The sequence below is a fragment of the Bradyrhizobium sp. th-b2 genome (genome assembly GCF_000426785.1).
GTDB lineage: Bacteria > Pseudomonadota > Alphaproteobacteria > Rhizobiales > Xanthobacteraceae > Bradyrhizobium > Bradyrhizobium septentrionale.
Genome location: NZ_AUGA01000077.1, coordinates 1 through 23,916, shown reverse-complemented (window position 1 = coordinate 23,916; position 23,916 = coordinate 1). Strand labels below are relative to the sequence as shown.

Sequence of the window (23,916 nt, the reverse complement as noted above, 5' to 3'; positions counted from 1 at the left end):
TGTCGACAAGGGATACCGCGGCCATGACGCACAGAACCCGCGCCGCGTCTTCATCTCCGGCCAGAAGCGCGGCGTCTTCGGCACTATCAAGCGCCAGCTGCGGCGCCGCTCCGCTATCGAGCCCGTGATCGGCCATTTGAAGGCTGACGGACACCTCGGCCGCTGCTACCTCAAAGGCCGCGCCGGCGATACCGCCAACGTCATCCTCTCCGCCGTCGGTTACAACTTCCGCCGCATCCTCGCCTGGCTAAGGGCTCTTTGGTACCTCTTCCTGGCTGCCTTCTTCTCAGTCACCAGCCACCGCACACCACTCAAATCGGCTTCTTAACCGACGACTAGATATATTGCCAAGCACGGAAAATCCGATCTTCCTCTTCGGAGACCAAACTCAGGGTGGCTTCGTTCAAGACCATAGTGGAGCGTTGGAAGGCGGCAGGGTCTAGTTTCTTCCATTCTCGAACTACCTCGGGGCCAAGATCCTTCTCCTGCAGCCCATCCCGACGTTTCTCGTAGACTGGCTTGTCACCGTGAATGGTAACTGTCAGGTGGTGCAAGCCAGCGCCGAATGGATTTGGTTCACCCTTAAGGAAGATGCGATCTCTATGAACGTTGTTGAGGTGAAAGATTTCCCTATCGATCTGGAACACGCAATTCTTTCGGTCGATCGGCTGTACCGTGGCATCATCCCGTCCGGTCAAGGCAAAGCCTACGGCTCGTAACAACACCCCCCCTTCATCCCGACCGCCAGGCCCTTTATCCTGGCCCGCCTGCGCTGGAAAGCTTCGGCTGGCACCGCCGACCACAAGGGCAATGAGAACAAAAACGGCTTGAACCACTCGGATCGGAATATCTTTCGGTCCCAGCACTATCACACCTGAAATCCTTCAATAGCTAATCGGCGCTCGCCAAATTCGAGATCCCGGCTCTTCACCGCGCTCGCCATTTTATCAGATTTTTAGATAATCGACAATTCCGATTACTGGTTCTGCCCTTGGTCGCTCGGGCAGGCAATGTCGCGCACACTTCGGTCAACTCGGCAGAAGAAGCTAATTGCGCTCATCATTGAGAAGCGAAAAGCCGCTGGCCTTACGCAATCGGACGTAGCGAAGAAACTCCGGCGATATCAATCGATCGTGGCTAACATCGAGAGCGGCGAACGTCGGATTGACGTCATCGAGTTCCTTGAGCTAGCGGAAGCGATCGGCTTTGACCCAGGCGAATTGATCGGAGCTTTGCGACGCTGAGGCCCTCACAAGGGTACAAAACATAGTGCACAAGCGCGGGCATGCGCGGCTATCCCCAACGAAGCCTTCCCATGCGCAGCCAGCCAAAGCGCGAGACTAGACGCTCGACAATCGCTTCTTTCGGTCCGGGAGCCACAATCAGCAAATGATATTCGTGGCCGGCAAACGGCTTTCGCGCGCGCCGACCCGCTTGAGCCCAAAGAGGCTCAGCAAGGCGGCCAGGACCCTGATAACCTGCTGCTCCTTCACCCGAGGTTCATCCCGAGGATTCGATCCGCCATTTTCCTCCCGGCTTCTATTTCAGCGTCAAGTTCTTCCTTTGAAAGGCCGACCTGAAGCTGCAATTTGCCGTTTTCGTTTTCCTTGAATACTTGCACTTGCATATAGCGGACGGTGTCTGGCCGGAGCATGTGGACCTTTACATCTCGCTTCTTGTCGATGATCCGGCGCTTTAGGCGATGATGCCCGTCTATGATGTTCGCACCGTCGGATGCTATCACCATAATGATTGGCTCATTACTCTGCTTTTCTGGCATTTCGAAAACGTACTTCAGGTCAATATCGACCAAACTGATGTGATGAACAAGTTGGTCATTGATTGCCATTCGAAATGGCCTTCTCTTTTCTCGCTTAATCGCTTCTAGCGCTTTAGATACATTGAGGAGTCCAAACTTCTCACTCCTAAAGACACGGTCCTTTGGTCCCACACCAACCATTGCAATACGCTTGCCGTCATCACCAAAGTACGAGATTCCTCGACCGTTTGGTAGCATCTCAAATCCGGGTAGCTGCGATGCGTCTTGCGCTTCGGAAAAACCTTCGTCCATAGAATCTCCCGTCACCTGGCAACCGAATCCCAACAACTGAATCGTTATACCTTAAGGCACGCGCTCAGCCGAACCGCAGGACGTGGAGATTGTCTGGTGTCCATGGGCCTGCAAACAGCCTTGCGACGTCGTGGCTCTGCCGGCAATTGTGCGGCGCACTTCTCCGTGTTTCGTTCGCAGTGCGGACCTCCGTCCGCAGTTCGTTGCTTCAACCAAAATCGATCCATCACGTGGACGAAACAAGATTCGTTTACAGAGGCTATCTCTTCGGCCATTACGACAGCCGCGGAGGTACCATGTTTGTGGAGGCTACCTCCAAGGAGCAGGCGCTTAGGCACTACGCGCTTGAGCTCGGAGTCGAACCCGAGGAGCAGAGCGAGCAACTCTTACATGAGTTACATGACGACGACTTCCTTTGCGAAGCCGTGATCGAAAGCGAAGACCTGATCGAGGTCGGCGCGGACTTGGACGGCGCCATGACGGGTAGCTTCGATCCCGATAGCAACGATGGCGTCACGGCCTGGATCGTTGGTCGCAGCGGCGACCCCGAGTGTCTGCTCGACAGCTTGCCGACTGACGGCAGTCCGCTGCGCATTTGGTACGGAGGCAGGCCAGCCGAGCCCAGCTTCGCTCCGCGATGGGACGATGATGCGTATGGGCTGTTGTTCTATAGCACCGTTGGGTGATGTTTTGTCGCCCGGTGAAATTATCGCTGCGTGCGGCCCGCCCGCCGTGAGAAATAGACCGTATCGTGACGGGCTAGGCGGAGTGCATGAATTTGGCTAGCCTTACAACCAATGAGGGAGTGAGACGTGGCCGCAAGGACAGCCGGCCAGCACATTGAGCCGCCATCAACGGTGCTTCGACTGCGCCGCGTCGAAGCGTGGCGGAGAGCGCGGCTAGAACGACTGCTCAGCACGAGTAATCCGGACAGGACCAAGCGCATTCGCGCCGCGCGTCTCTATCTGGAGGTTGGCGCTCGCCGGATGGCCGCTGAGCGCGGGATCATTGATCGCTGATATGGGCGCTCGACAGCAAACCTGGGTGCAACCAATGAGCGGGGCAACACCAAAGACGCTGGGCCTCGTCGCAATCTTAGCTGCGGGTGCGATCTATATGCACTACGGTACGCTGTCTCCGTGCGGAGCGCTTCGCGAAACTGTTCGCAGGCAGAATAGCTTGGCATGTCCTCGCCGACGGCGTCGTGGACGCTTTCATTCAAGAGAATTATGGCCTGTTATCACCGGCCCGCTGTGTTGCTCTACTGATGGGCCAGCGTCCGTTGGGCCCAGCCGTCGCAGCCGCGCCGCCTGTAGCAGTGACGCCCGCACCGCAACCCGATCGACAAGCTATCCCCGCAGAGGCCAACCCACTGCAGGCGCCGACAGACGAGGCCGCCGCCGCGATCAATGAATGCAGGGCGAAACGACTATCAGGCGAGTTAAAGGCCTTCGCCCAATCGGCTCAGTGTTCGAACCCTCGCATCATCGCGGCCTTCGAAAAAACGAATTACAGATACCTTGATTTGATAGTGCTCATGACGGCAAAACGCATGCAGATTGTCGAGCGCCTTGACATCAGATGTCGGAAGCCGAGGCCAACGTGGCTAATCAACAGGCGTTCGTTGACATGGTCACAGCGGAGAAAGCCCGAGACGCGATAAGGTCGAATAAAAACTAAAGCCGCCGCTACCGGTTAAGAATAGTGCGACGGCTTTGGGCTAGATGCACTGCCCGGCCAGAATATCGTCGCGGCGGGTGAAGAAAGCATCAGCGTGCTAGGGCGGTTAACCGTTTCTCACCTTCGTTGATGAAGTAGTTTCTGAGATCGGCGTTCGGGATGTATTTGTCGGCACGCATCCGGACTTCATCCATCGATCTGTATTGAGGCTTCGCTAGCAAGTCTCTCAGATACTCATCCGCGATACTTTCATGGTCGATTTCGAATGGCTGTACTGGGCCAACTGGCATCACCTTCTGCTCCTGCGATTGTCGATCTCGAACACTAGCACGCTTCATTCTTGGAAAACCATGTGGCTCGTCGAGAAGCACAACAGGCGCCGCAACATTTCCGACTTAGGAGGAAGCTATGCCGAGAAGAGTGAACGTAAAGCGGACACCTGAGCATAGGCTTACCGCGAACATCGTCTCGAGCAAGTTCAGCTACTTCATAGCCGACTATCGCCCAACTGGCGTTTCATTTGTGGACGATGAGGCACTTATCGAATTGGAAACAACGATTGAGGAAATCGAACCGGCAAATCCGGATCACCACGGTGCAGCATTAGAGTGCGCTTTGATTTGCGCCAAGCGATACAATATCGATCCTCCCGGCGTTGTAGGACATCCCGGCCTCTTTTCGGTGATCCTGAAAAGGAATCGTCGATCCGTTCTCGCGTATTTGCCTTCTGAGGCATTCTGGGCTCTGCAAACCCGCCTTGATGTTCAGAAGCTCAACCGACTGGAGTTGACTTACATCGCGCCCAGCCGCGGAGTAGGCGATTTGACCGGTATCTACGTTCGGCAAACCTAACTCTAGAGAACAGGCAAGGAAGGAGCCCTTCGGTTTTCAGATCGGACTTTCGCTCCTAGGGAAGCGACCGAAACGATCAGAGCGTTGGTTGACCGCTAGGATAGGATCTGCCGATCGTAAGCGGTCAGCGATCACAGCTGCGCGCGAGTGATAGTCAACCAACTGCAGTGTCTAGCAAGGCCCGATGAACGGCAATTTTCTGCGGCTCAGGACGGAAGCGACTATACTGGCGGCCGCGTCATTCACCGGTGTATGTCCCCAGAGACGCAGTACAAGCCAACCGCTTTGTTGGAGAGCGCTAGTAGTCTCCGTGTCGCGAGCTATGTTTCGCTCAATCTTCTCTCGCCAGAACGCGGCATTGCTTTTGGGCCAAGTGCCATGTTCCGGACAGCCGTGCCAAAAACATCCGTCGAGAAAAACGGCAATCTTCTCTTTCGGAAAGGCGATATCGATAGTGCGTCTGGACGATGGCGCGCGAAGATGAATGCGAAATCGAAAGCCCGCCGCGTGGAGAGCGGCTCGGACTGCTTTTTCGCGCGGGTTATCTCTTCCCGGAGTATTTGCGAATCGCTGCGTTTTTCGGTGATCGGTCTTTCGTACTTTGGGCGACATATCTGCCTAAGTCACGTTTAAATGCGTGGGGAACGCGAAGACTGCTCTTCATAAGTCGTGTGTAAAAGCCTGTTGCGGCCCGACTTGAGAGTGGCACAGAGCAGTTTGCGATCGTGGCTGAGAGACCCATACAATTCGCCGCCAGGGGCCACTCCGAGACATCGACCGCATACCGTTTGCCGAGCTCGCCCCAAGCCGCAATCGGCCACCGCCCCCCGTTCGATACTTCAGACCCAGACGAGATGATGGTTGCGGATGGCGTCAACATGGATCGCGCCAGCCATGCCGCGACCGGAGTGCTAACTGCGTTTCCAACGAGTTTCCATCGTTGACGTTCGCCTCTAATCGTCTGCTCCGCGGGAAGGGTCCAGTCGATCGGAAAACCCTGTAGCTGTTCACTAGCGTTAATTGTCGGAGTTACAAATTTACTCGTTCTGGGAAGCCAGATCCCTGGCGGAGAAACAATGCCTACGCCCGAACTTCCTTTGAGAGGCGGAACTGCGTCCACGGCCCAACCCAGTCCGGTATTCCCCTCTGTCCAGTAGAATCCACACGGCTGAGTTCCGTCGAATTGGATAACTCTTGGATCAACGCTCTCAGCTAGCAATGCTTGACGAGGATCTTTCGACCGAGATGCCAAAACGTAAAGTCTGCGGCGGCGTTGAGCTAACCCAAATGCTCGACTGTCCACGACTCTATAGGCCCATCGCATTCCGCGAGACTCAATCTGACCGATCAGCCAAGCGATTGCAGCCCCGCCTCGGAGATTCAACATGAATGGCACGTTTTCGAATAACACCCAGTCAGGAAATCGATCGCTTCCATCGAGTAGCCGAAAAACGTGCTCGACGAGCCCTGATTTCGTACCATTAATGCCGGCAAGTGTTCCTGCTGGGCTGAGGTCCTGGCACGGAAAGCCGGCCGTGAGGATTTCGCATTCTGGGAGACTTTCCATCGTGCTGATGTCCAGTTCACACACGACGCCTGGAAATCTGGCGTTCAAGACCGCGCGAGCTGCTTGATCACTTTCGCAGAAGCCGGCGACCGCGATCCCCGCTTGACTGAAGCCGACCTCGAACCCCCCAATGCCAGCAAACAGTCCGAATGCTCGGAGTCGCTGGGTTGCCCGACCACCGGCTGGGGACACTTTTTTGGACTGTCTCAGGGGTGACCTCGATTAAAGCTTGAAGTTGCGTCAAGGCTATCAGAACTCCATCGAACACTCGAGCGACTATTTAGACGCTATTGCAATTTTTTTTATTATTGGATTCCTACTCCGAAACTACGGGGGAAAGGCATGTCCTACCAAGTGCTGAATGATGATGGCGAGGCTCTCGACGCGCATCTCGACATCGAGGGCAACGAAATTATCTTTCACAGCCGGGGTGGAAAACGAGGGCAAGCAAGTGCTCGCAATCTTGACTATGGTCCGGCACTCCGCCTTCTCCTCGCGCGCCTTGCCCGGGCTGGCACTAAGATTGAAGGTGCCTGGCTTGATAGCGATGAAGTGCTTCACTTGCCTCAAGATCAGAGAAGCCTGTTAAGTGAGCAGGATTTGGTAGCGGCGCCATTGATACAGTTCCAGTTTATGTCGAGGCGCATGCAGAAATTTGGTCGCGCGACGGATGCGGCTTACGGGGGAAGCAGGGTTAAGAAGCTTCGGATTCGCATTGAACACTTGGCACCGTCGACAGAGTTAACGTCTATCCTTGGTGTGAAGGCCGTCTTGGTCTCAAGGATAACTAAGAGCCTGCCGACTAACGAATTTGAAGAGGTGGATGCTGAACATATTTGGTTGGCGGTGCAACACCTCAGGAAAATGCCGCAGGAAAGCACCTTCGCGGTAGTTGGAGAGTACGAGCTCATCGTGGACGACGAGCTCAGACTGAATCCTGAGGTGGTGTTTAAACTAGCGGTAAACGAGGCGCAAAATTCTACCGCAAGATCGAGTTGGTTATTCTCAAAAACTACACGACAAATACATGGCATACTAAAAAATGCCGGCTTCGCAATCGTTCGTCGAGGTGCGCATCTAGGGAACGAAGCTATTCCCATCTCCGAGGGCGACCGTGCGTGGGCAGAGGGTCGGCCCAAGCTTATTCTCCACCTGAAGCGGGAACGGGCAGCAGGTCTTGCTCGCGCCAAAAAGCAGAGCTTCCTGCGCAAGCACGGTAGGTTGTTGTGTGAACGATGCGGACTTGATCCCATCTTAGCATTTGGTTCTGCGGCGGGCGAGGCGTGTATCGAAGTTCATCACAAGCGGGTACATATCAGACAGATGAGTATTGGACATCAAACGTCGCTTGACGATGTGGAATGCCTTTGCGCCAACTGTCATCGAGTCGTCCATGCTTTGCTGAAGCCGAAGTAGCGATTGCACTTTGAGCAGAATTCATGAAGCTCTTGTCCGCGACTCGACGAGCCAAACCTAGGTCGTATGAATTTTGCCACTTTAGTACAGATGCATCTGGTCCCCATAGCTACTATGCTAGCATAGTTGGGCACAACCCCTGCGGAGATACTTGAATTTATTCGCTGGCTAGTTGACTGTGTCTCGAAATTAACAAGGCTGGATTGGGGGGAAGTTGTCGGCGCTGCAAACCATTGCGGCGAAACGGGTGTTGTCCTCAGACGAATGGGAGGAACGACTCGTTTTCCATTATCTTCGCTCCGATGGACCATCCGGCGGCGCGCCGCTTACGTTTTTGGATGCTACTCCAGCTGAGATCGCGACAGCATCTGGTATCGCGGATCTAGATGAAGGCGGCGCGCAGAAGGTATTTCTGGCTCAGTTCGACCGTCACTCGATCCACAGTTGGTTGTCGGGGGAATGGAAGCCGCCGAGTCGCGGTTCGCCCTTGCCGGGTTACTTTCGCTATCTCGTGCTTACTGCGTTGGTCTCGGCGACAGAAACTGGCGCCGGAGAAACTCAAAACTTCCGCGTGCGGCTTGGAGAATTGCTCAGGTGCGAAGGGCAATTTAGCTCCGTTTCGGGAGTAAACAATTTATGGAGAAGTATTGCCGATTGGTGCAGTCGCCGGCGAGCAGCTGGTGAACCGTTTCGACGCGTTAAGCTTCCGTCGTATGGCAACGCAAACTTGATCGGCTATGCGGTCCGTATTGCATTCCCGTCTTGGCGCGATCGTAACGCGCTGACGCGTATCATGCGACCCTTGCCGCTCGCCGTGCGCCGTTCGCCCGATCGACTTGTGCAGGAGCTTACACGGAGCCGGTATGCTCTTGAGCTACCGGACGCTGTGAGCGTTGCTCTGATTGATTTCAGCGCTGCCCTTCGCAGGCGGAGCCGTATGCTGCTGGGCCACAGGTTTTGGCGCCTCGCTACAAGCATAGACCTTCGATTATCAAACGAGGAAGGTGGCCAGAGTGTTGAGTGGTGGCGGCTAGACGTGCAGTTTAACGGTTGGGAAATGGACGTCGTACGATTAAAGCTCTTCCGTGGCAGGCGAGGGGGCGAAGACCGTGCCCCGCGGGAATGCGCGTTGCAGGAGCTTGAAGCGGTAGCCGCAAAGCAGTTGCCTACCAAGCTTGCTAAAGCGTTTCGCGACGGTGTTCTTATCCTTGCCGAGACCCCCGGCATGGTTTGGCGACTAGACGATGGGATCCCCCCGGAGGACGCAAGCGCCATAGTATTAGCTCGCGACGGCAGTATAGCCGACAATTGGGCGGTCACGACTGAGTGGCGCAGACTTGAGGGGCCATGGCGCCGCTCAGGCAGAGTCGACGCAGAATCGCTCAAAGAGCTTCGACGCCGATTGGGCTTGGAGCCGGCGGGTGCGCGTCTCGTAGATTTGACGTTTAGCGGAGGCGTTAAAACAAGCCGATCTACTTGGCTTGGTCGACCAGGTCTTCTGCCTAATGTAGTTGTTTCGGCTACGACGACAGTCGGACTTGAGGCCATCCAAGTGGCGCAAGGAAATCTCGAACTTCGAGGTCAAGCACCGGTTTGGAGTATGGTCACGACAGCGCCCGTCGAGGGACGTTGGCGCGTGCTGGCTCAAGAAGCGCTAAGTGATGCCGATACGGTAATATGCTTCGAGCCTGAAACGCCAGAGCGCTGGGAGTTTCCCGAGATAGGCAGCGGCTTGGAAGCCGAGCGCGACGCTGTCTTCGATGCAGGGGAGGTTGAAGTCGTTGCTCCGCCGCTCATTGGCGAGCGCTGCATCCCCGGGTTTCTAGACGACATCCTTGAAGCCATTTATGCAGCGCCCCCGCGAGGATGGTCCGAGGGAGATCTTGTAGAAATGCTAGTGCCTCTTATGCCCCATGAGCACTTCATCTGGGATTTTCTTAGGGGGTTGGCGGAAGCAGGTTGGTTAGAACCACTTATACTCACCTCATGGCGCGCTCGCTTGTGGCGGCTGCAGAAGCCGCACCTTCGCGACCTCGGTTCGCATGGCATAGTCGCTGCCGGTGCGCTGGGCTTAATGGCGCGCCGCCGGTTGGAGCGCATAGTGAATTCAATGGAAGGGAACGTCACATATTTGGCCGGCGTTTCCGAGTGGGCAGTCCCATTGCCGCTAATTCGAGGTGTTGACGTTATCGAGCTAGCAAAACTGTTGGGCTGGAAAGTGTCTCGAGTACGCCGTCCGCGATTTGCTAGAGCGCCCGAATGTTGGCCGACTGAGGCCCGATCAGGCAATGGCCGTAGTCTAGCTGGAACATGGTCCTTCGATGCAGGTCTGTTTCTCGCACATAAGCCTCCAGGAGAGGACGTCGGTATCCGCCTTGAAAGACTAGTGCGCGAGAACGGCGATGACCGTGATGTTTATCGTGTGATTGGAGGTGGAGAGGAGTTTGTTTCCAGCTCAAGAACTGCTGCAATCATCGAATCTCACAGACGGCTCCGTTTCCCCCTTTTTGAATGGAACGCTGGCAGGTTCCGGCGGCTAAAACGCGGGGGGTATCTTCCTCTGGAAATGGCGCAGGCACTGGTGGCACGCGCGTCGTGCGCTTCAGGCCCCCTCTCTCCTGCTCAGGGAAAATGGAGTTATGCTTACCCGGCTGAATCGCAAGTAGCCGAGCGAGTCGGGCGAGCTTTAGGGCAGGCGGTCAAGCTAAGCCGTGCAACGGTAAGTTCGCCCATGCTTGATCGTATCGTAAGAGCCAGACGAAATGGTCGAACCGCGAGCTGGTACGATCTAAAGAAAAATGAGAATCCGATTTGAACGACCTTCTTTATCTCGGGCGGCCCGCCTTTGACCCAAAGCCTTACACTCGTCTTGAGCCTGTCGCTCAAGCCATGGACGGTGGTTGGCAGGTCTACCAGGATTTCACAGAGGTTCTACCAAAGGAAGGTCGCGTCTTCGCGCCTCGGCTAGCCGGTTTCAGCTCTCGCTCACTTCTAGCGTTCAGCGCGGAACCTATCTCCAAGAATGATCAGGAACGAGATCTTTATGTCCTCGCTCAACAATGGGAAATTCAGGAGGTCTTAGATTTCAGATCGGTTGAAGTCGAGGCCGCGCGTCGACAGCTTGTGGAGCTGGGGCTACAGCGCCTGTTGTTTGGGACCGACGTAGTTGTCGCCGCCCTTCGTGATGGCACTTGCACAGTTGTGAAGATGGTGCGCCACCCCACTGATAGTCGTTGGGTGGCTGATATTGACGGACTTGAACATCTTGAAGTGCGCTCATTCGATAAGCGCCTTTTCACGAGAAGTAAGATAGAAAATAGGTGGGTGACTGTGCCCGGTGTTACCGTTGGGCCGACGGTAGGAATAGTCAACTGGTGTCGAGACAGCGACTTTCTCGATTCGGTGCTCAAACGCATTCGCAAGATATCCCCTCAAGGAGCCACTGGAATTCAGCGTGCTCAAATAGCTCCGTTGGTGGCCCGGTTAGCTCAAGCAGAGCTCTTACCCTCGGGGGGCGCCGACATGGCGCCGATGATCGCGAGACTGCGAAGCTTTGCTCCCGCCCTGCTGCGCAACGTGCAAGCCGTTGACGAAATCGCCAGCTTTCTTGGAAGCTTGGCGCCCGTACAGGAACGTCTCGAAGTTGAGTTTGCTAGTCGAAGGGTTGAGCTCGAAGCCGAAGTCCGGAGGGATGTAGAGGAACGAAGCAAGCAGGAGATGGAGGCGGTCTTATCGGAAAGTATCCGAGAGCGTGATCGGTTAACCGAAGAAGTCGAGAGACTTCAGAAGATGGCGATCGACGTCAGGACTGGGATGGAGGTTGAACAAGAAGCTATTTTAGAACTCCGCTCAGGCTTGGCGGACGATCTTACCTGCCTTCTTGGAGAACTAAACGTTGCGCCGCCAGCTGCAGATGGTGCTATTGCAGAACTCACATCGCGTCTCCGGACGAAACTAGGCGAAATGGGGGCGCACTTCGAGGTCGCGGCAAACCGAGGTCCACCATGGACAGCTCCACGTTTCCCATCAGGTGAAGTTACGCCCTGGAGCGACCTCGATCGAATCCTAAAAGCAATGGCTATACGCTGGGGCTTAAGATTTGAAGAGCTTCAACTGGCAGACGCGAGTGTAAGAGCCGGCAAGCTTGTGCTTCTTCCTGCACGAGACGCAACAAAATTCGTTTCTTGCTATGCTGAGGCTCTGACAGGCGCCAGCTATGTGCGCCACGTTCTAGACCCGTCGCTTATTTGTCTCGATGACCTCTGGCGCCAACCGACGTCGGGGCAACCTACTGCCTTTGCTCGTGCGTGGTCCGCCGCGCTCGTTGACCGACGGCGATTTCAGATCGTTTTGTTGGACGGAATGCACCGGACTCCTCTCTCTCTGTGGATTTCCACACTTGTCGAAGTCATCGATGACGCCTGTCGGCCCGGCAATCTACTGATTTTTGCCGGTTTGGGCGACGATATGGTCGACCCAGAACGCGTATGGCGTGGGCCTGCCGACGGCATAATCCCTTTGCATCCGTTGATCGACAACCAGCTTTCACCGCCCCGACTATTGGCTCGCGCGACAGGTGCATTGCAAGCGGTATCTTCATTTGAGGCTACAACGGCGCCGCTTCCAAGCCGCCAAGAAGTGCTGAAAATACTAACAGAACTTGAAGCCGGTGTGTCGGGACCTAGGACCGCACTAGCCATCGATATATTCCGTTCTGCTTGGCCTTTAGGTCCTGACCGTGCAGCAAGTCTCGCACTCGGCGTAGGGGGGATCGGGGAGGGAGCGCCGCAGGCTTTTGCGGCGGGGATAGCTTGGTTAAACGAGCGATTCAAACGCGAGAGTTGATGAGGTTATAGAAATGCTAGACCCACTCGGCGGCTTCGAAAGAATTCGAGAGATCTATATCTCCTATTTGGATACTGCTTTTCGAGTCCGACGCACCGGACTAGCGGCCCGTCGGCGTGCGCTGCTCAGAACGAGCGGCACTCTGGCCACCGCTCCGTTTATAGAGCCGGTGCCGAGGTACAAACCAGCCGATCATGCGCTTTCGGACTTCCTCGATTTGGGCGTAGGCAATCCGCTCGCCCACATTTCGCGCGAGGCTCGCCGGGCTTTTGCGGAGCTTGCAGTTTCCGGCCTCTTTCCTGGAACAGCGGGCAACGACGAGTTGCTGAGGACACACCTTTTCAAGCCGTATCGTCATCAAGTCGAAATGCTTGAGCGCGGTGTCAGGGCGGGACGACCGGGTATTGTAACCTCCGGCACAGGTTCAGGTAAAACCGAGGCTTTCATGCTGCCGATCTTGGCAACCATGACGGCGGAGGCAGTGAGATGGCCCGCCCCTCGGCCTGGCTATCTGGAAGGTACTTGGTGGAGGGACTCTCCGGATAGGTTTCGTCTTCATCGGGAGCAAGAACACCCGGACCGTCCCAAAGCACTTCGAGCACTCGTTCTCTATCCGATGAATGCTTTGGTTGAAGATCAGCTCACGCGACTAAGGCGAACTTTCGATTCGCCTGAAGCGCATGACATCATGGATCGGCGCTTCTGCGGAAATAGATTGTTCTTCGCACGCTACACCAGTGCGACGCCAGTTGCCGGCTTTCGAAAGCATCCTCGTCGAGAAAACGCGCGCCGGGAAGTGGAGGCTGCAGCTAGGCGAATGTCGCGGGTGGCAGATGCTATGTCCGGATACGCAGACGATCAAGCGCTCGCGCGTGCTCACGACACCCTCCACCCGAAAGATGATCCAACTCGCTTCCTTTTTCCGTCGGTCGATGGGGCGGAGCTTGTTGCTCGTTGGGACGTGCAAGCCACACCGCCTGATCTTTTGGTAACAAACGTCTCAATGTTGGGCGCAATGCTTTCCAGAGAGGTCGAGCAGCCGATATTCGAGCAGACACGCGCGTGGCTCGAAGAAGAGGATGACGCTTACTTTTTCCTGGTTCTCGACGAGCTGCACTTGGTGCGTGGATCCGCCGGGACGGAGATTGCGGGCCTGATCCGTGCTCTGGTACATCGATTGGGTCTGGACCGACCCGAGACCAGGCATAAATTGCGAATTTTGGCCTCAAGTGCATCATTGCCGTTAAATGAGGAAGAGCGTGACCGAAGCCTGAAGTATCTATGGGATTTCTTTGGACCCATGGGGACTTACCCTTCAGCTGCCGCAAACGGAGCGATTGACCAAAACGAGTGGGGAAACGCAGTTGTTGCGGGTTTGCCTGAAATCGATTCCTTTGAGGCGACCATACCGCTCGATCGCTCGCCCTTTGAGATGCTGGTCGACCTGTTGTCACCGGCTGGGGACTACGTGGGCAAGCCAGCGCGCACAGAACAGCTCGATCAGGTTATTCGTGCATGCACCCGGGTTCTGGTGCCGGCCGCTACCGATGAAGATGTCTCGTCCAATGCTAAGCGTGCCGTAGAGGCGGCTGCGGCCGTTCTCGCCTCGGCATGCCGCACGGGCGCCGGATCTGTGATGCGGGCAACGGCTTCCGCCGACATTGCCGAACGCATCTTCGGTGGTAGCACTGACAGTGCTTCGATGAAGGCTCTCCGAGGTCTTACGCTTCTGCGCGGCCTGGGAGAGCGTCTGCAGGAGCTATATGGAATCAAGGTCCGCGACGGAGCGACCAGCTTTCGCGAGCACATCTTCATCCGCAGTGTCGAAGGGCTATTTGCCACGCCAGTGCCGACACATGCAGGTGAGGTCGACTTTGAAGGTGTGACTGTAGAGCGAGGCACCACCTATGCCCAAGAAAGCGGCGAGCTACGACGTGTATTCGAGCTTGTCTACTGTGAGTCTTGCGGAGAGGAATTCGTCGGTGGACGACGTGGTGAAAACGCGGCGAATCCGGGTCTTCCCGTGGAACTTCTACCAGCGTCCCCTGACCTGGAGGCTCTTCCGGAAATTGGTGGCGCCGACAACTACGAAGATCTCTCCTACGAAGATTTTGCAATTTTTTGGCCCTCGCGCCGTTTACCTAAACAAGGCGAAAACATTTCCGAAGCTTGGGTAGAAACGGTCCTAGACACACGAAACGGAGTGGTCAGCGCAGGAAGTCATGTGACGGCTGACCTTGTCGAGGGGCGCTTGTTCGTTCTTCCAAGGCGAACCAACACCAGAGAGCTTCGACGTCCGGGCAGCGCAGGTCCGAACTGCTGCCCGGCGTGTGGAGCAGACTACGCAGGAAGAAGCGCGAGATTTAGGCAATCACCCATTCGAAACTTTCGAACAGGCTTCGCTAAAAGCTCGCAGCTGATCGCAACAGAAGTATTCGAATTGCTCCATGCCGGCGGCGATGTGGCGAAGGCTGTTGTCTTCTCCGATAGCCGCCAGGACGCATCGCGCGCCGCTCTCGATATCGAGCGTCGCCATCATCAAGATAGCCGCCGGCAGATGCTCCTTGAGGCTTCCCGTGAAATCGCGGCCCAGCCGCGGGAAACCTTGGAGGAACTGAATCTTAGGCGAATGGCGGCTTTGGAGAGCGGTGATGAAGCAGAGTTGGCACGCCTAACTGCTCGAGTAGTCGAAGTGCGTGCTAGAGGGGATAGTGATCGAATACCGCTCGCATCGGTGGTTGAGACGACTCAACCTGCTGGAACGGCGCAGAAGATCGAGGCGAGTCCATTGCTTTCGCGTATGGTTAGCATTGGTATGCACCCTATCGATGAAGTTGGCATCTCCAAGATTCCCGCTGTGGTGCCGGCCGCGCAGTTAGCATCGCAGTTTGAATGGCAAGAGCTGTTTCACGAAACCGATGGACGCGTTGATTGGATCTCGGACGGTGATCAGCTGGCAATTGCAGAAGCCCGCCTAGCCGTCGCGCGAGACCAACGTCCATTGGTCGACGACGTTCTGTTCTCAAAGACATATTTTGCTCTTGAAGAAACTGGTCTTGGATACCCGACGCTTTTTGCGCGTCAAGAGGATGGCGCTGACCGCATGGATGCGTATCTGCGCGTTTTTGCGGACGCTTATCGGGTGTTGGGCAATAAATGGGTAGAACGCAACGATCGCAGGAAGGACTGGCCAAATCCAGACACTGTGGGGTCTCGGCGTGTTAAAGACTTTGCGGCAGCGAGTTCTGGTGGGGATGCGCGAACGGAGTTAAATGATGTGCTGTCAAGGTTTGTTGCCTTAGGACATCGCAACGGCTTCATTGAACCGGACCTGCTCAGAATTAAACTCGTAGGTCCAGATCATCCCTATTTTGAATGCATCAACTGCTCCCGCTCACATCTCCACCGTGGAACGGGCGTTTGTACTCGCTGTCAAGAGAGCTTGCCGCCTCAACCAACGGGAGTAGTTTCTGAACTGAGGGCAAGAAACGTGCTTGCTCGGCGGGTCGAACGTAGTTCCTTGGAAGGATTGAGCGCATTCCGATTAAGGTGTGAAGAGCTTACGGGCCAAACTCGGTCGCCTGCTGAACGTCTTCGTCGCTTTCGCGGAATATTTGTTGAAAGCGCTGGAAATTATGATGCTTCACTCGATCGCAAAGCCAAAGAGATCGACATGTTATCGGTCACCACAACAATGGAAGTCGGTATCGACATCGGAGCTCTGCAAGCGGTCTATCAGGCCAACATGCCGCCTCAGCGCTTCAATTATCAACAGCGCGTTGGTCGCGCGGGCCGAAGGGGCCAAGCTTTTTCCTTAGTAGCTACGCTCTGTCGAAGCCGCAGTCATGATCTTCATTATTTTTCTCATCCGGAGTCGATTACCGGTGACGCTCCGCCTCCACCGTTCTTGACGACGGATCACCTAGCGATTCCCTTGCGGCTCCTTCGGAAGGTTTGGCTCACGGCGGCTTTTGCTCGAATGCGAGAGGCGCATGGTGCTGCGTGGCCGGGAGATGACGCTCCTCCCGAAGTCCACGGTGAGTTTCTCCCCTGTTCCGTGTATTACAATGGTAACAGCAGCTGGTCGAGCGAGCTGGAAGGCGCTCTGCGCTCGACCGACAATGAGCGCCGTACTTTCGCTCAGGCGTTAGGTTTGGGGCTGCCAGGCCGGGAGAGAGCTCTGCTTGACGCAGCAACAGCAGAACGACTCATTGCGGAAATTGCAGCTCAAGCGACTCCAGGAGCAACCTATGAAGGCAATTTGTCAGGGTTCTTAGCCGAGCAAGGATTGCTTCCCATGTACGGGATGCCAACCCGCGTTCGGGATCTTTATGTCGGCATCGAGCCGAATGAAATTGGCAATCCTGATTGGGACACAATTGATCGCGAGATGGATCTAGCGATCTACGAGTTTGCTCCCGGGCGTTCGCTGGTCCGCGACAAGCGGAAGCATACATCGATCGGATTTACGCCTCCGCTTGGTCCAATTCGTGTCACTGCTCAATCAAGCGCGATGATTTTCTCCAGCCGTGGTGCAACTTGGTGGACGGATACTGCATGGATTGCAACATGCCCGAGGTGCAGTTCGACGAACACTTCTGATAGCCGGGTTTTTGCGGCGACCCCGTGCGGCGACTGTCAGACCGAAGTTCCACCAGAGTCGTTTGATCTATATCATCTGCCTGCGGCTTTTCGGACGTCCTTTCAGCCGACGCCCGTAGATCAGGAGGAGGAAACAACCCGGACAGTGCGACGCGAAACGTCCAGCGAGATCGAAAATATCGAAACAACAGTGGTGCCGAACAGTAATATGGCATTTGCCACCGGCGTTGGTGCGCGTATCGTGCGTAGAAATCGAGGACCAGTCGGTGACAACGGGCCGGAGGGATACGTTGTTGCGGAGGCGCTGCAGAAGCACCTGAAGGTGCGGGAGGCCCCTAGCGCATGGGTCAATCGAGTAGGTGGTCAAGCAATTTCAATCGATGAGTTATCAGACACGCATCGCTGGGAACGAGCGACGGACGCATCCGGTGCAACCTTAGAGCCGCAGACCGTTCGTCTTATGTCGCGCAAAAAAACAGACTCTCTCTATGTGCTCATGTCACAGATCCCGCGCGGTTTGGCATTTGATCGAGTAGGAAGCCGGGATGCTCAGTCTACTAGCGTGCGCGCTTCCGCTGTGTCAGCCACTCAATTACTGGTGCAGCGAGCAGCCCTAGAAATGGACTTGGGTCCTGAGGAATTCGAGTCACTGGAGCCAAGGTTGCGAGACGGCCGACCTTTGCTTCAGATAGCCGACTATTTAGTGAACGGGGCCGGATTTTGTCGACGATTGGCTATAGCTGAGGGGGACCGTCCGATGGTTGCTCGGCTAATCCAATCACTCGTCAATGATCCCCATGACAGATTGGCTCGTCCCTTCTTCAATGCAGAGCATACGCGGACATGTGCGCGTTCCTGCTATCGATGTTTGCAACGTTACAACAATCGGGGCTGGCACGGCCTTCTCGATTGGCGGCTCGGCCTTGGATTTTTACGAGCGCTTTTGGAACCGGATTGGCGAGCTGGGCTGGACGGTCGTTGGTCAGATTTTCGGGAATTGGCCGATTGGCCTCGGCTCGCGGCGGAAGCTGCTGAAGAAGTTCGGAGACTAGATCCCGACAACCGCACGGTCGAACAACATGGTCCCTTAAGGCTTCCTGTTCTAATTCGACCATATGCCGGAAGACGTGAGGCGTTCGTCGTAGTGCATCCTTTTTGGCGCCTCGATGAATCTGCTACGGCAACGCATCCCTTAAGGGAGACAGTTCACTCTATCCGCGCCGATCAGGTGTTCTTCGTGGACACATTTGATATTGCGAGGCGACCAGTTAAAGCAATCGAACAAGCGCGCCTGCGAATGCCTCAAATGTTCTGATATCGAGACTCGGGGAACAGTTTCTCAGGGCTGAAAGTTTCCCGATCAAGCTCGATATTCCGTTGGAAGTTCGCGACGCCTGCTGGGCAGAGTGCTTTTGTTCGTTCGCCGCCTTTGCGCCGCTCGAAAACAAAATGCCGCAGTCGTCGTGGGCAGTGTGGGCTACAAATCTACTCGTGGGGCCGGAAGCGCCATGAGTACGTCGTGCGAAACAAGGATAATTGAATTGGGACAAGCGGGCAGCAAGTTCGGCATCTCGCTCGGCCTGGCTGATCTTCGAACATGCTCTTCGCAGGACGGCGCCCATCTCGACCTGCTTGCCAATGACGACCCTCCGCTCGGGCAACGGAAGTGTTCCTCGATGGCACGTTAGGTCTCGATGACTTTGTTCTAGGCCGGCCTAGCCAACAAAGCTTCGATCGCTACTTTATGCCTTTACATTCATAAACGGTCGATTGCCTGTTTCGGCAGGAAATCCACTTTGGCAAGTGGGTTGGATGAGCGGGGGGGATTCGAACTCTTCGTACAGTCTGCCATCGAGACCGAACGGCCCTCCGGGCGCCGACAAACCTGTAACCCGCGCGTAACCACGGTGCTCAAGAGACTCAGCCGCAAGGCCTGATGGTAGGAAAAAATGCGTGTTGCTGCCCGGGAAAGCGCTTCGAGCCGACTAGAAAGGTGGTGCCGCAAGAGGGACTCGAACCCCCGACCCCGTCATTACGAATTATGTGGTCCATAACTTCTTGAGATTTCTCGAAATTTCCAGATTTCGAAAACCGCTCTTGTAGCAACGGTTTGTTTGTCTACGGTGGTTGCTCAACGTTACCCTGATTTGCCGTTTCGTGGTTCCTCGGTGGTTACGTGGTTCCTAGAGGCGGATCGTGGCGACAGGTCAAATCACCCAGCGACTGATCAAGGGGCTCGAGCCCAAAGACGCCGAGTATTTTGTTTGGGACAGCTCCCTGGCCGGATTCGGCGTTCGCATCCAGACGACCGGCGCCAAGTCTTACGTCGTCAAATACCGAGCTGGGGCCGGTCGTGGGGCCCCGACGCGGCGCCTCACGTTGTCGCAGGTCGGAAAGGTTACGCCTGAGGAAGCCCGGACGCTCGCCAGAAAGACGCTCGGCGCCGTTGCCAATGGTGCCGACCCAGCGGCCCAGCGAGCTGCCGAAAAGCGGGCGTCCACCCTGGCCGAAACTGCAGAGCAATTTCTGAAGGAGCACGTTGAGGCGAAACGAGCCGCCTCTTCTGCATCATCCTATCGGGATCTGCTTGAGCGGTTGGTGATCCCCGAAGTCGGCAAACGGAAAGCTGAGAAAGTGACCACGGGCGAGGTGCAACGGCTACACTCAAAGCTCAGCCACAGCCCCTATCAAGCCAACCGGATGCTGCGGGTTCTGAGCAGCCTCTATACTTTCGCGGCGAAGGCCCACATAGTGCCGCTCGGCTTCAACCCCTGCCGTGGCATCGAGTTCTTTCCAGAAGTAGGGCGTGAGCGGTACCTCACTTCGCAAGAGTTGGCCGCCATTGGCGAGGCAATCCGGGAGGCGGAAACGATCGGCCTGCCCTATAACGTGGATGAAACCAAGCCGGCCGCCAATCATGCTCCCAAAGAAGATAGCCGCCGGACCGTGATCGGCCCACATGCCGCAGCGGCAGTCCGCCTGTTGATATTCACAGGCGCCCGGCTACGCGAGGTCCTGCACCTGAAATGGGAAGAAGTGGACTTCGAGAGGGGCTTGCTTCTGCTACCAACCAGCAAGACCGGCAAAAAGACAATCGTCCTGAACGCACCGGCATTGGCCATTCTCAATTCGCTCCCTCGGGTCGGCAGCTATGTCATTGCCGGCACCTCTGCCGGCACCGATGACGAGAAGCCTCGATCAGACCTAAAGAAGCCTTGGAAGGCCCTCTCTGCGCGAGCCGGTCTCGATGGCGTCAGGATTCACGATCTACGTCATACGCATGCGTCCGTCGGAGTTGGGGTTGGGCTTGGTTTGCCTATCATCGGAAAGTTGCTCGGTCACACGCAGGTGGCGACAACCCAACGTTATGCTCATCTCGATAACGATCCGGTAAAGAAAGCGGCAGAGCACATTGGCAGCAGACTTGCTGCGGCGATGGGCGAGGTGAAACCTCGCGACAACGTCACCAAGCTGTCAAAGGCAAAACGATCAAAGAACCGGCGTGGCTAGGGTAGCTCCCGAAAAGCTGGTCCGCACCAGCCTGCCGCGTCGACCATCATGTGGGCGCACTAGCGGAGGTGCGAAGTCATGAAGAATACGCCATTCTATCTTGGTGCAGATGGCCGGCCATTATCGGCGGATGAGCAAGAGTTAGTCAGAAAGATCGAGCGAGAGGACAACGCTCGAATAGCTGCCAAGCAGCGCGAGCTTACAAACAATCTTGCATGCATTGACCGCTTTAAAGAGCAGCAGCTCGTGCGACGTAATTGGATTGCGTTTGATGACGTGATCGATTGGAGATCCCGGGACCGGGAGACCGGAGTCGAGCGAGAAGATTACCTGGTCGGGGCTCTAAGAGATTTGGATCGAGCCATCTACACGGGTACGCATTTTTTCGAAGGAGCGCAGTCCAGGATTCTTCTCACGTTTCCATTTGTTGATGTGCCGGCCGCTCTTTTGGAAGATCCCCTTGGTTTGCCATCATCGTATTGGCTGTCTCGGGCACACTGGCAAGCGCTGCACGAACTGGCCCCGGCGCGAAACGATGAATCCGATGCAGCCAAACTCAAGAGGCTGTTCAGAATCCATCTTTTATGGGCATGGATTCCACTCGAGCTGTGTTTGCGTTGGTCAGAGAACGTACCTTTCGAACCGCGACCTGAGTGGTTCTCGAAACCGTCCTTCGAGCAAGCGCCACCTGCATCTGACGATGCTGTGCCGACCGATGGCTCCCAGGCGGTTGACTTCGAGTCATCGGATCTAGAACGGCCTACCTCGCGCAGCGAAAAAATCCGCGAGAGCTTGCAAGGCGAGCAACAACTTCACCAGGGCGATGGGAATACCCGGGCGGCCAGAACGAAATCGAGGGGCAGAAAGCCCGGACAGGGGTCTTACGCGAGTCTTGACGCCCCGTTACTGTTAGCAATGAGCCATATCATCTCTCAGGGGAAAGCTGCTTCTCCCGAAGAGGCAGCCCGACAAGTTGCGTCCCACGCCCACGGGCACGGAACCGTGGACAGCAGGGCCGAGCGCTTGGCCCGACGCTTCCGAAAGGAAAACGCCAAATCAAGCGCCGAGTGAATAGAGGCGCCTTTAATTCTCACGGCATCTCTCGGCGAATCTCTTCATCAATCGGGCGACTTTGCCCCGTGTGGCGCCTTATGACTTCGCATCGACGGGCGTTGGTCCGTGACGATTGCGAGGTCAAAATGGCTGAAAATGAAAACGATGCGCCCACCGAACGTTATCTAAGACGCAATGAAGCGGCGAAGTACGTTGTGGATCAATACAACGTACCCTGCTCCCCCAAAACGCTTGCTAAGCTTGCCTGCGTCAGCTCGGAAGGCCCGCCCTTTCGGCTCGCGGGGCGCTTCCCCCTCTACCCGGTCTCCGGGCTCGACGCCTGGGTACAGATGAAGATCGGACGGCTGGTCAGGTCTACGTCCGAAGTACGTCGCGCTAACTCAGCCTGATTCACTATGCGCCACACAATCATGGTGAAGCCAGCGTGCGACGGTCGTGGTCGACGCCGGCAGGATCGGTTCGATGCTCATCTACGGGACACCGACGAGCTGATCTGCCGCGCTACGCGACAGCCGCTGCTCGATGCCAGCAGAGCGCTTTTGAACCGGGGCAACAACCCCGACGATCACATCTGCATGGTGTGGTCTCACAAGCCGCAAACCGTCGCGATGAGTGCCCTCATAGGAAAAGCTGCTCAGTTCGATGTGATGGGCGAAAAGTTCGTACGACGAAAGGCAACTGGGCTCGACCCAATCGATCAGCGTCGGATCGTCCTGCCGGAAGACGCCCCCGCGAAATGATTCCGCCGACGCGAGTTGAAGCTCGCGTCGGCGGCGAATGCCGTCCCTCTACCGCCAAGTAAAGAGTCCAGCCATGAAGAATATATCGCACCTCAAGTCATCTTGCCAATCCGACTTCGGTGCCACACCGCTAAGCCGCCGGGGAGCAATCCGCGAAGAACCGATACTAACCCCCGGTGGGCGCTACGTCAGGGACCGTACGGGTCTTCCGATTCGCATCGCCAATCTCGTTGCAGAAATGAACGGCCTCGGATTTCCGCGGTAAGCGGCTCCAGTGCGGCAACCTCGCGACCACACTCGCGGCCTATCGCGCAGGGGTCCCGTCAACCGGACCACGCTTAGGCTGCGAGAACTTGAGAGGATTATCAGTCTCAGGTTTCCAATCGGCATCCTACCGATCTCCAAGGAAGCAGACGTCTACCTGCTTCAAGCCGCCAAGCTGCTTCGCCGAAATCTTCATGACCGGAAGGGTTTTTCGACGCGAGCAGAGGTCCTTGAGAGGTTGGCCATCTGGGCGGAACGTTGGGCTCATTTCACCTCGACAGAATATCTCAAGCAAATTGCCAACCACGCGCTACAGCAGCCGGGGATTGAGAAGGCTGACGAACTGGGCAAATTACTCGCCCTAACCTTTGAGGAGCGCCAGCTCCTAAAGATTACCACCATCGGCGCATGTGACGTCAACAAAGCGCAACGCGCGCGCCGTCGCAAACAGCAAAAGCGCGAACGCGACAGAGAACGAGCAGCCCGATGTCGGCGCACGAAGGGCATGGTACCACGATCAGAGTGGCTCAATACCCGTCTCTCCGTCCTGCGTCCGTGGGAGCAAGTGGGAATCTCTCGGCGGACATGGGAGCGGCGGCGAAAATCGCGAGTGTTGAATGACGCAGGTCCGGCGTCCCCCATTGAATAGTAGAAGTGCTGGGCGACACACTTGCGACACGAAGGTCGCGACGCGTGGCGTCAACTCTTATGGGAGCCCGTCTGAAGGAAGTTTTCTTTTCAGCGAGGTTTGGGTCAGGCTCCGGACCAAAATCGATCCACGGGGTTGCCATAGCCGCTCAACGCGCGGCGGATTTCCAACATCTAGGATAGACTGCCTGTGGCCTAACCGCGAGCGGCAACCGGCGGCGTCGATTCCTTTAGCTCCTGGTCTCTGCCCAGGGCTTTCCGGGAGTAGCGATCCCCGGCGCTGTAAAACCTCCGGTGTCGAGGGTCGCTGGTTGGTCCGTCCTCAAGGTCGCCGTCCTGTGGACGGCGAAGCGCCTTGATTTTTGCTCATAGGGCTTCGCCTAGCTGTCTTCCTGATGGAGATAGTCAGGCACAAATCGCGCCTGCCATGAGATCAGGCCGCGACGCCTGAGGTCGTTATTGATCTGGATCAACTTGGCCGCGCGGTTCAAGCCACGCTGGAATTTCTACCGATGGGATTGACACTCTCGGCAGGTGCGGAATGATGGTTCCGGCAGTGACGATCAAACCGTCGTTGAATTTTGTTCGCGCAAAATCCTTAGCTTCTGCCTCTGTTGCGAACGTCTTAGTTAAGCGCGGATGTCGCC

17 protein-coding genes and 1 pseudogene are annotated in these 23,916 nt (G+C 56.2%); 13 read left to right on the top strand and 5 right to left on the bottom strand.

Going from position 1 to position 23,916, the window contains the following annotated elements:
• Positions 1-328: pseudogene (locus tag K359_RS54860) on the top strand (IS5/IS1182 family transposase); the annotation flags it as partial.
• Between the two features lie 7 nt (positions 329-335).
• Here the strand turns inward: K359_RS54860 and K359_RS0141370 are convergent.
• Positions 336-872 carry a hypothetical protein gene (locus K359_RS0141370; RefSeq protein WP_029084444.1) on the bottom strand — a complete coding sequence of 179 codons (537 nt, stop codon included), beginning with the start codon at positions 870-872 and terminating at the stop codon, positions 336-338.
• A gap of 138 nt (positions 873-1,010) precedes the next feature.
• Here K359_RS0141370 and K359_RS0141365 point away from each other — a divergent pair, with 138 nt between their 5' ends.
• Positions 1,011-1,244 carry a helix-turn-helix domain-containing protein gene (locus tag K359_RS0141365; protein ID WP_029084443.1) on the top strand — a complete coding sequence of 78 codons (234 nt, stop codon included), beginning with the start codon at positions 1,011-1,013 and terminating at the stop codon, positions 1,242-1,244.
• A 245-nt stretch (positions 1,245-1,489) separates the two neighbouring features.
• On the opposite strand, the gene K359_RS62220 is transcribed toward K359_RS0141365, so the two are convergent.
• Positions 1,490-2,071: a hypothetical protein gene (locus K359_RS62220; protein WP_156928963.1), complete on the bottom strand. Its 582-nt coding sequence runs from the start codon at positions 2,069-2,071 to the stop codon at positions 1,490-1,492.
• Positions 2,072-2,367: 296 nt separating this feature from the next.
• On the opposite strand from K359_RS62220, the gene K359_RS0141350 reads away from it, so the two are divergent.
• The 3 genes from K359_RS0141350 to K359_RS0141335 all read left to right on the top strand — a co-directional run bounded on the left by K359_RS0141350 (position 2,368) and on the right by K359_RS0141335 (position 4,603).
• Entirely contained in the window at positions 2,368-2,757 is a 390-nt protein-coding gene (locus tag K359_RS0141350) for a hypothetical protein (RefSeq protein ID WP_029084441.1), read from the top strand.
• A gap of 1,245 nt (positions 2,758-4,002) precedes the next feature.
• The gene (locus K359_RS63665) at positions 4,003-4,194 is read left to right on the top strand and encodes a hypothetical protein (RefSeq protein WP_198031256.1); all 192 of its coding nucleotides are present in this window, start codon (positions 4,003-4,005) and stop codon (positions 4,192-4,194) included.
• Positions 4,160-4,603, top strand: coding sequence for a hypothetical protein (locus K359_RS0141335; protein WP_029084439.1), 444 nt, complete (start codon positions 4,160-4,162; stop codon positions 4,601-4,603). Before K359_RS63665 ends, K359_RS0141335 begins: the two co-directional genes overlap by 35 nt.
• A gap of 171 nt (positions 4,604-4,774) precedes the next feature.
• On the opposite strand, the gene K359_RS66420 is transcribed toward K359_RS0141335, so the two are convergent.
• Positions 4,775-5,215, bottom strand: a complete 441-nt coding sequence (locus K359_RS66420) for a very short patch repair endonuclease (protein WP_084518703.1) — start codon at positions 5,213-5,215, stop codon at positions 4,775-4,777.
• A complete protein-coding gene (locus K359_RS66415; protein ID WP_156928962.1) occupies positions 5,145-6,362 on the bottom strand; it encodes a DNA (cytosine-5-)-methyltransferase in 1,218 nt (405 codons plus the stop codon). The genes K359_RS66420 and K359_RS66415 overlap by 71 nt, the downstream gene beginning before the upstream one ends.
• 150 nt (positions 6,363-6,512) lie before the next feature.
• On the opposite strand from K359_RS66415, the gene K359_RS59735 reads away from it, so the two are divergent.
• The 8 genes from K359_RS59735 (at position 6,513) to K359_RS0141275 (ending at position 22,357) form a co-directional block, all read left to right on the top strand.
• On the top strand, positions 6,513-7,586 hold the full coding sequence (locus K359_RS59735) for a hypothetical protein (protein WP_156928961.1): 1,074 nt from the start codon (positions 6,513-6,515) through the stop codon (positions 7,584-7,586).
• Positions 7,587-7,800: 214 nt separating this feature from the next.
• A complete protein-coding gene (locus K359_RS62215) occupies positions 7,801-10,401 on the top strand; it encodes a hypothetical protein (RefSeq protein ID WP_156928960.1) in 2,601 nt (866 codons plus the stop codon).
• Positions 10,398-12,431 (top strand): hypothetical protein, encoded by a 2,034-nt coding sequence (locus tag K359_RS0141315; RefSeq protein ID WP_029084437.1) that lies wholly within the window; start codon positions 10,398-10,400, stop codon positions 12,429-12,431. Before K359_RS62215 ends, K359_RS0141315 begins: the two co-directional genes overlap by 4 nt.
• A 13-nt stretch (positions 12,432-12,444) precedes the next feature.
• A complete protein-coding gene (locus K359_RS59730) occupies positions 12,445-18,348 on the top strand; it encodes a DEAD/DEAH box helicase (protein WP_084518701.1) in 5,904 nt (1,967 codons plus the stop codon).
• 881 nt (positions 18,349-19,229) lie between these two features.
• A complete protein-coding gene (locus K359_RS0141285) occupies positions 19,230-20,543 on the top strand; it encodes a site-specific integrase (protein WP_029084434.1) in 1,314 nt (437 codons plus the stop codon).
• A 78-nt stretch (positions 20,544-20,621) separates the two neighbouring features.
• Positions 20,622-21,614: a hypothetical protein gene (locus K359_RS0141280; RefSeq protein WP_029084433.1), complete on the top strand. Its 993-nt coding sequence runs from the start codon at positions 20,622-20,624 to the stop codon at positions 21,612-21,614.
• 128 nt (positions 21,615-21,742) lie between these two features.
• The gene (locus K359_RS59725; RefSeq protein ID WP_084518700.1) at positions 21,743-22,006 is read left to right on the top strand and encodes an AlpA family transcriptional regulator; all 264 of its coding nucleotides are present in this window, start codon (positions 21,743-21,745) and stop codon (positions 22,004-22,006) included.
• Positions 22,007-22,012: 6 nt separating this feature from the next.
• Positions 22,013-22,357, top strand: a complete 345-nt coding sequence (locus K359_RS0141275; RefSeq protein ID WP_029084432.1) for a hypothetical protein — start codon at positions 22,013-22,015, stop codon at positions 22,355-22,357.
• A 1,368-nt stretch (positions 22,358-23,725) separates the two neighbouring features.
• Here K359_RS0141275 and K359_RS64055 read toward each other — a convergent pair.
• The coding region (locus tag K359_RS64055; protein ID WP_084518699.1) for a hypothetical protein at positions 23,726-23,916 on the bottom strand (191 nt) is incomplete at its 5' end.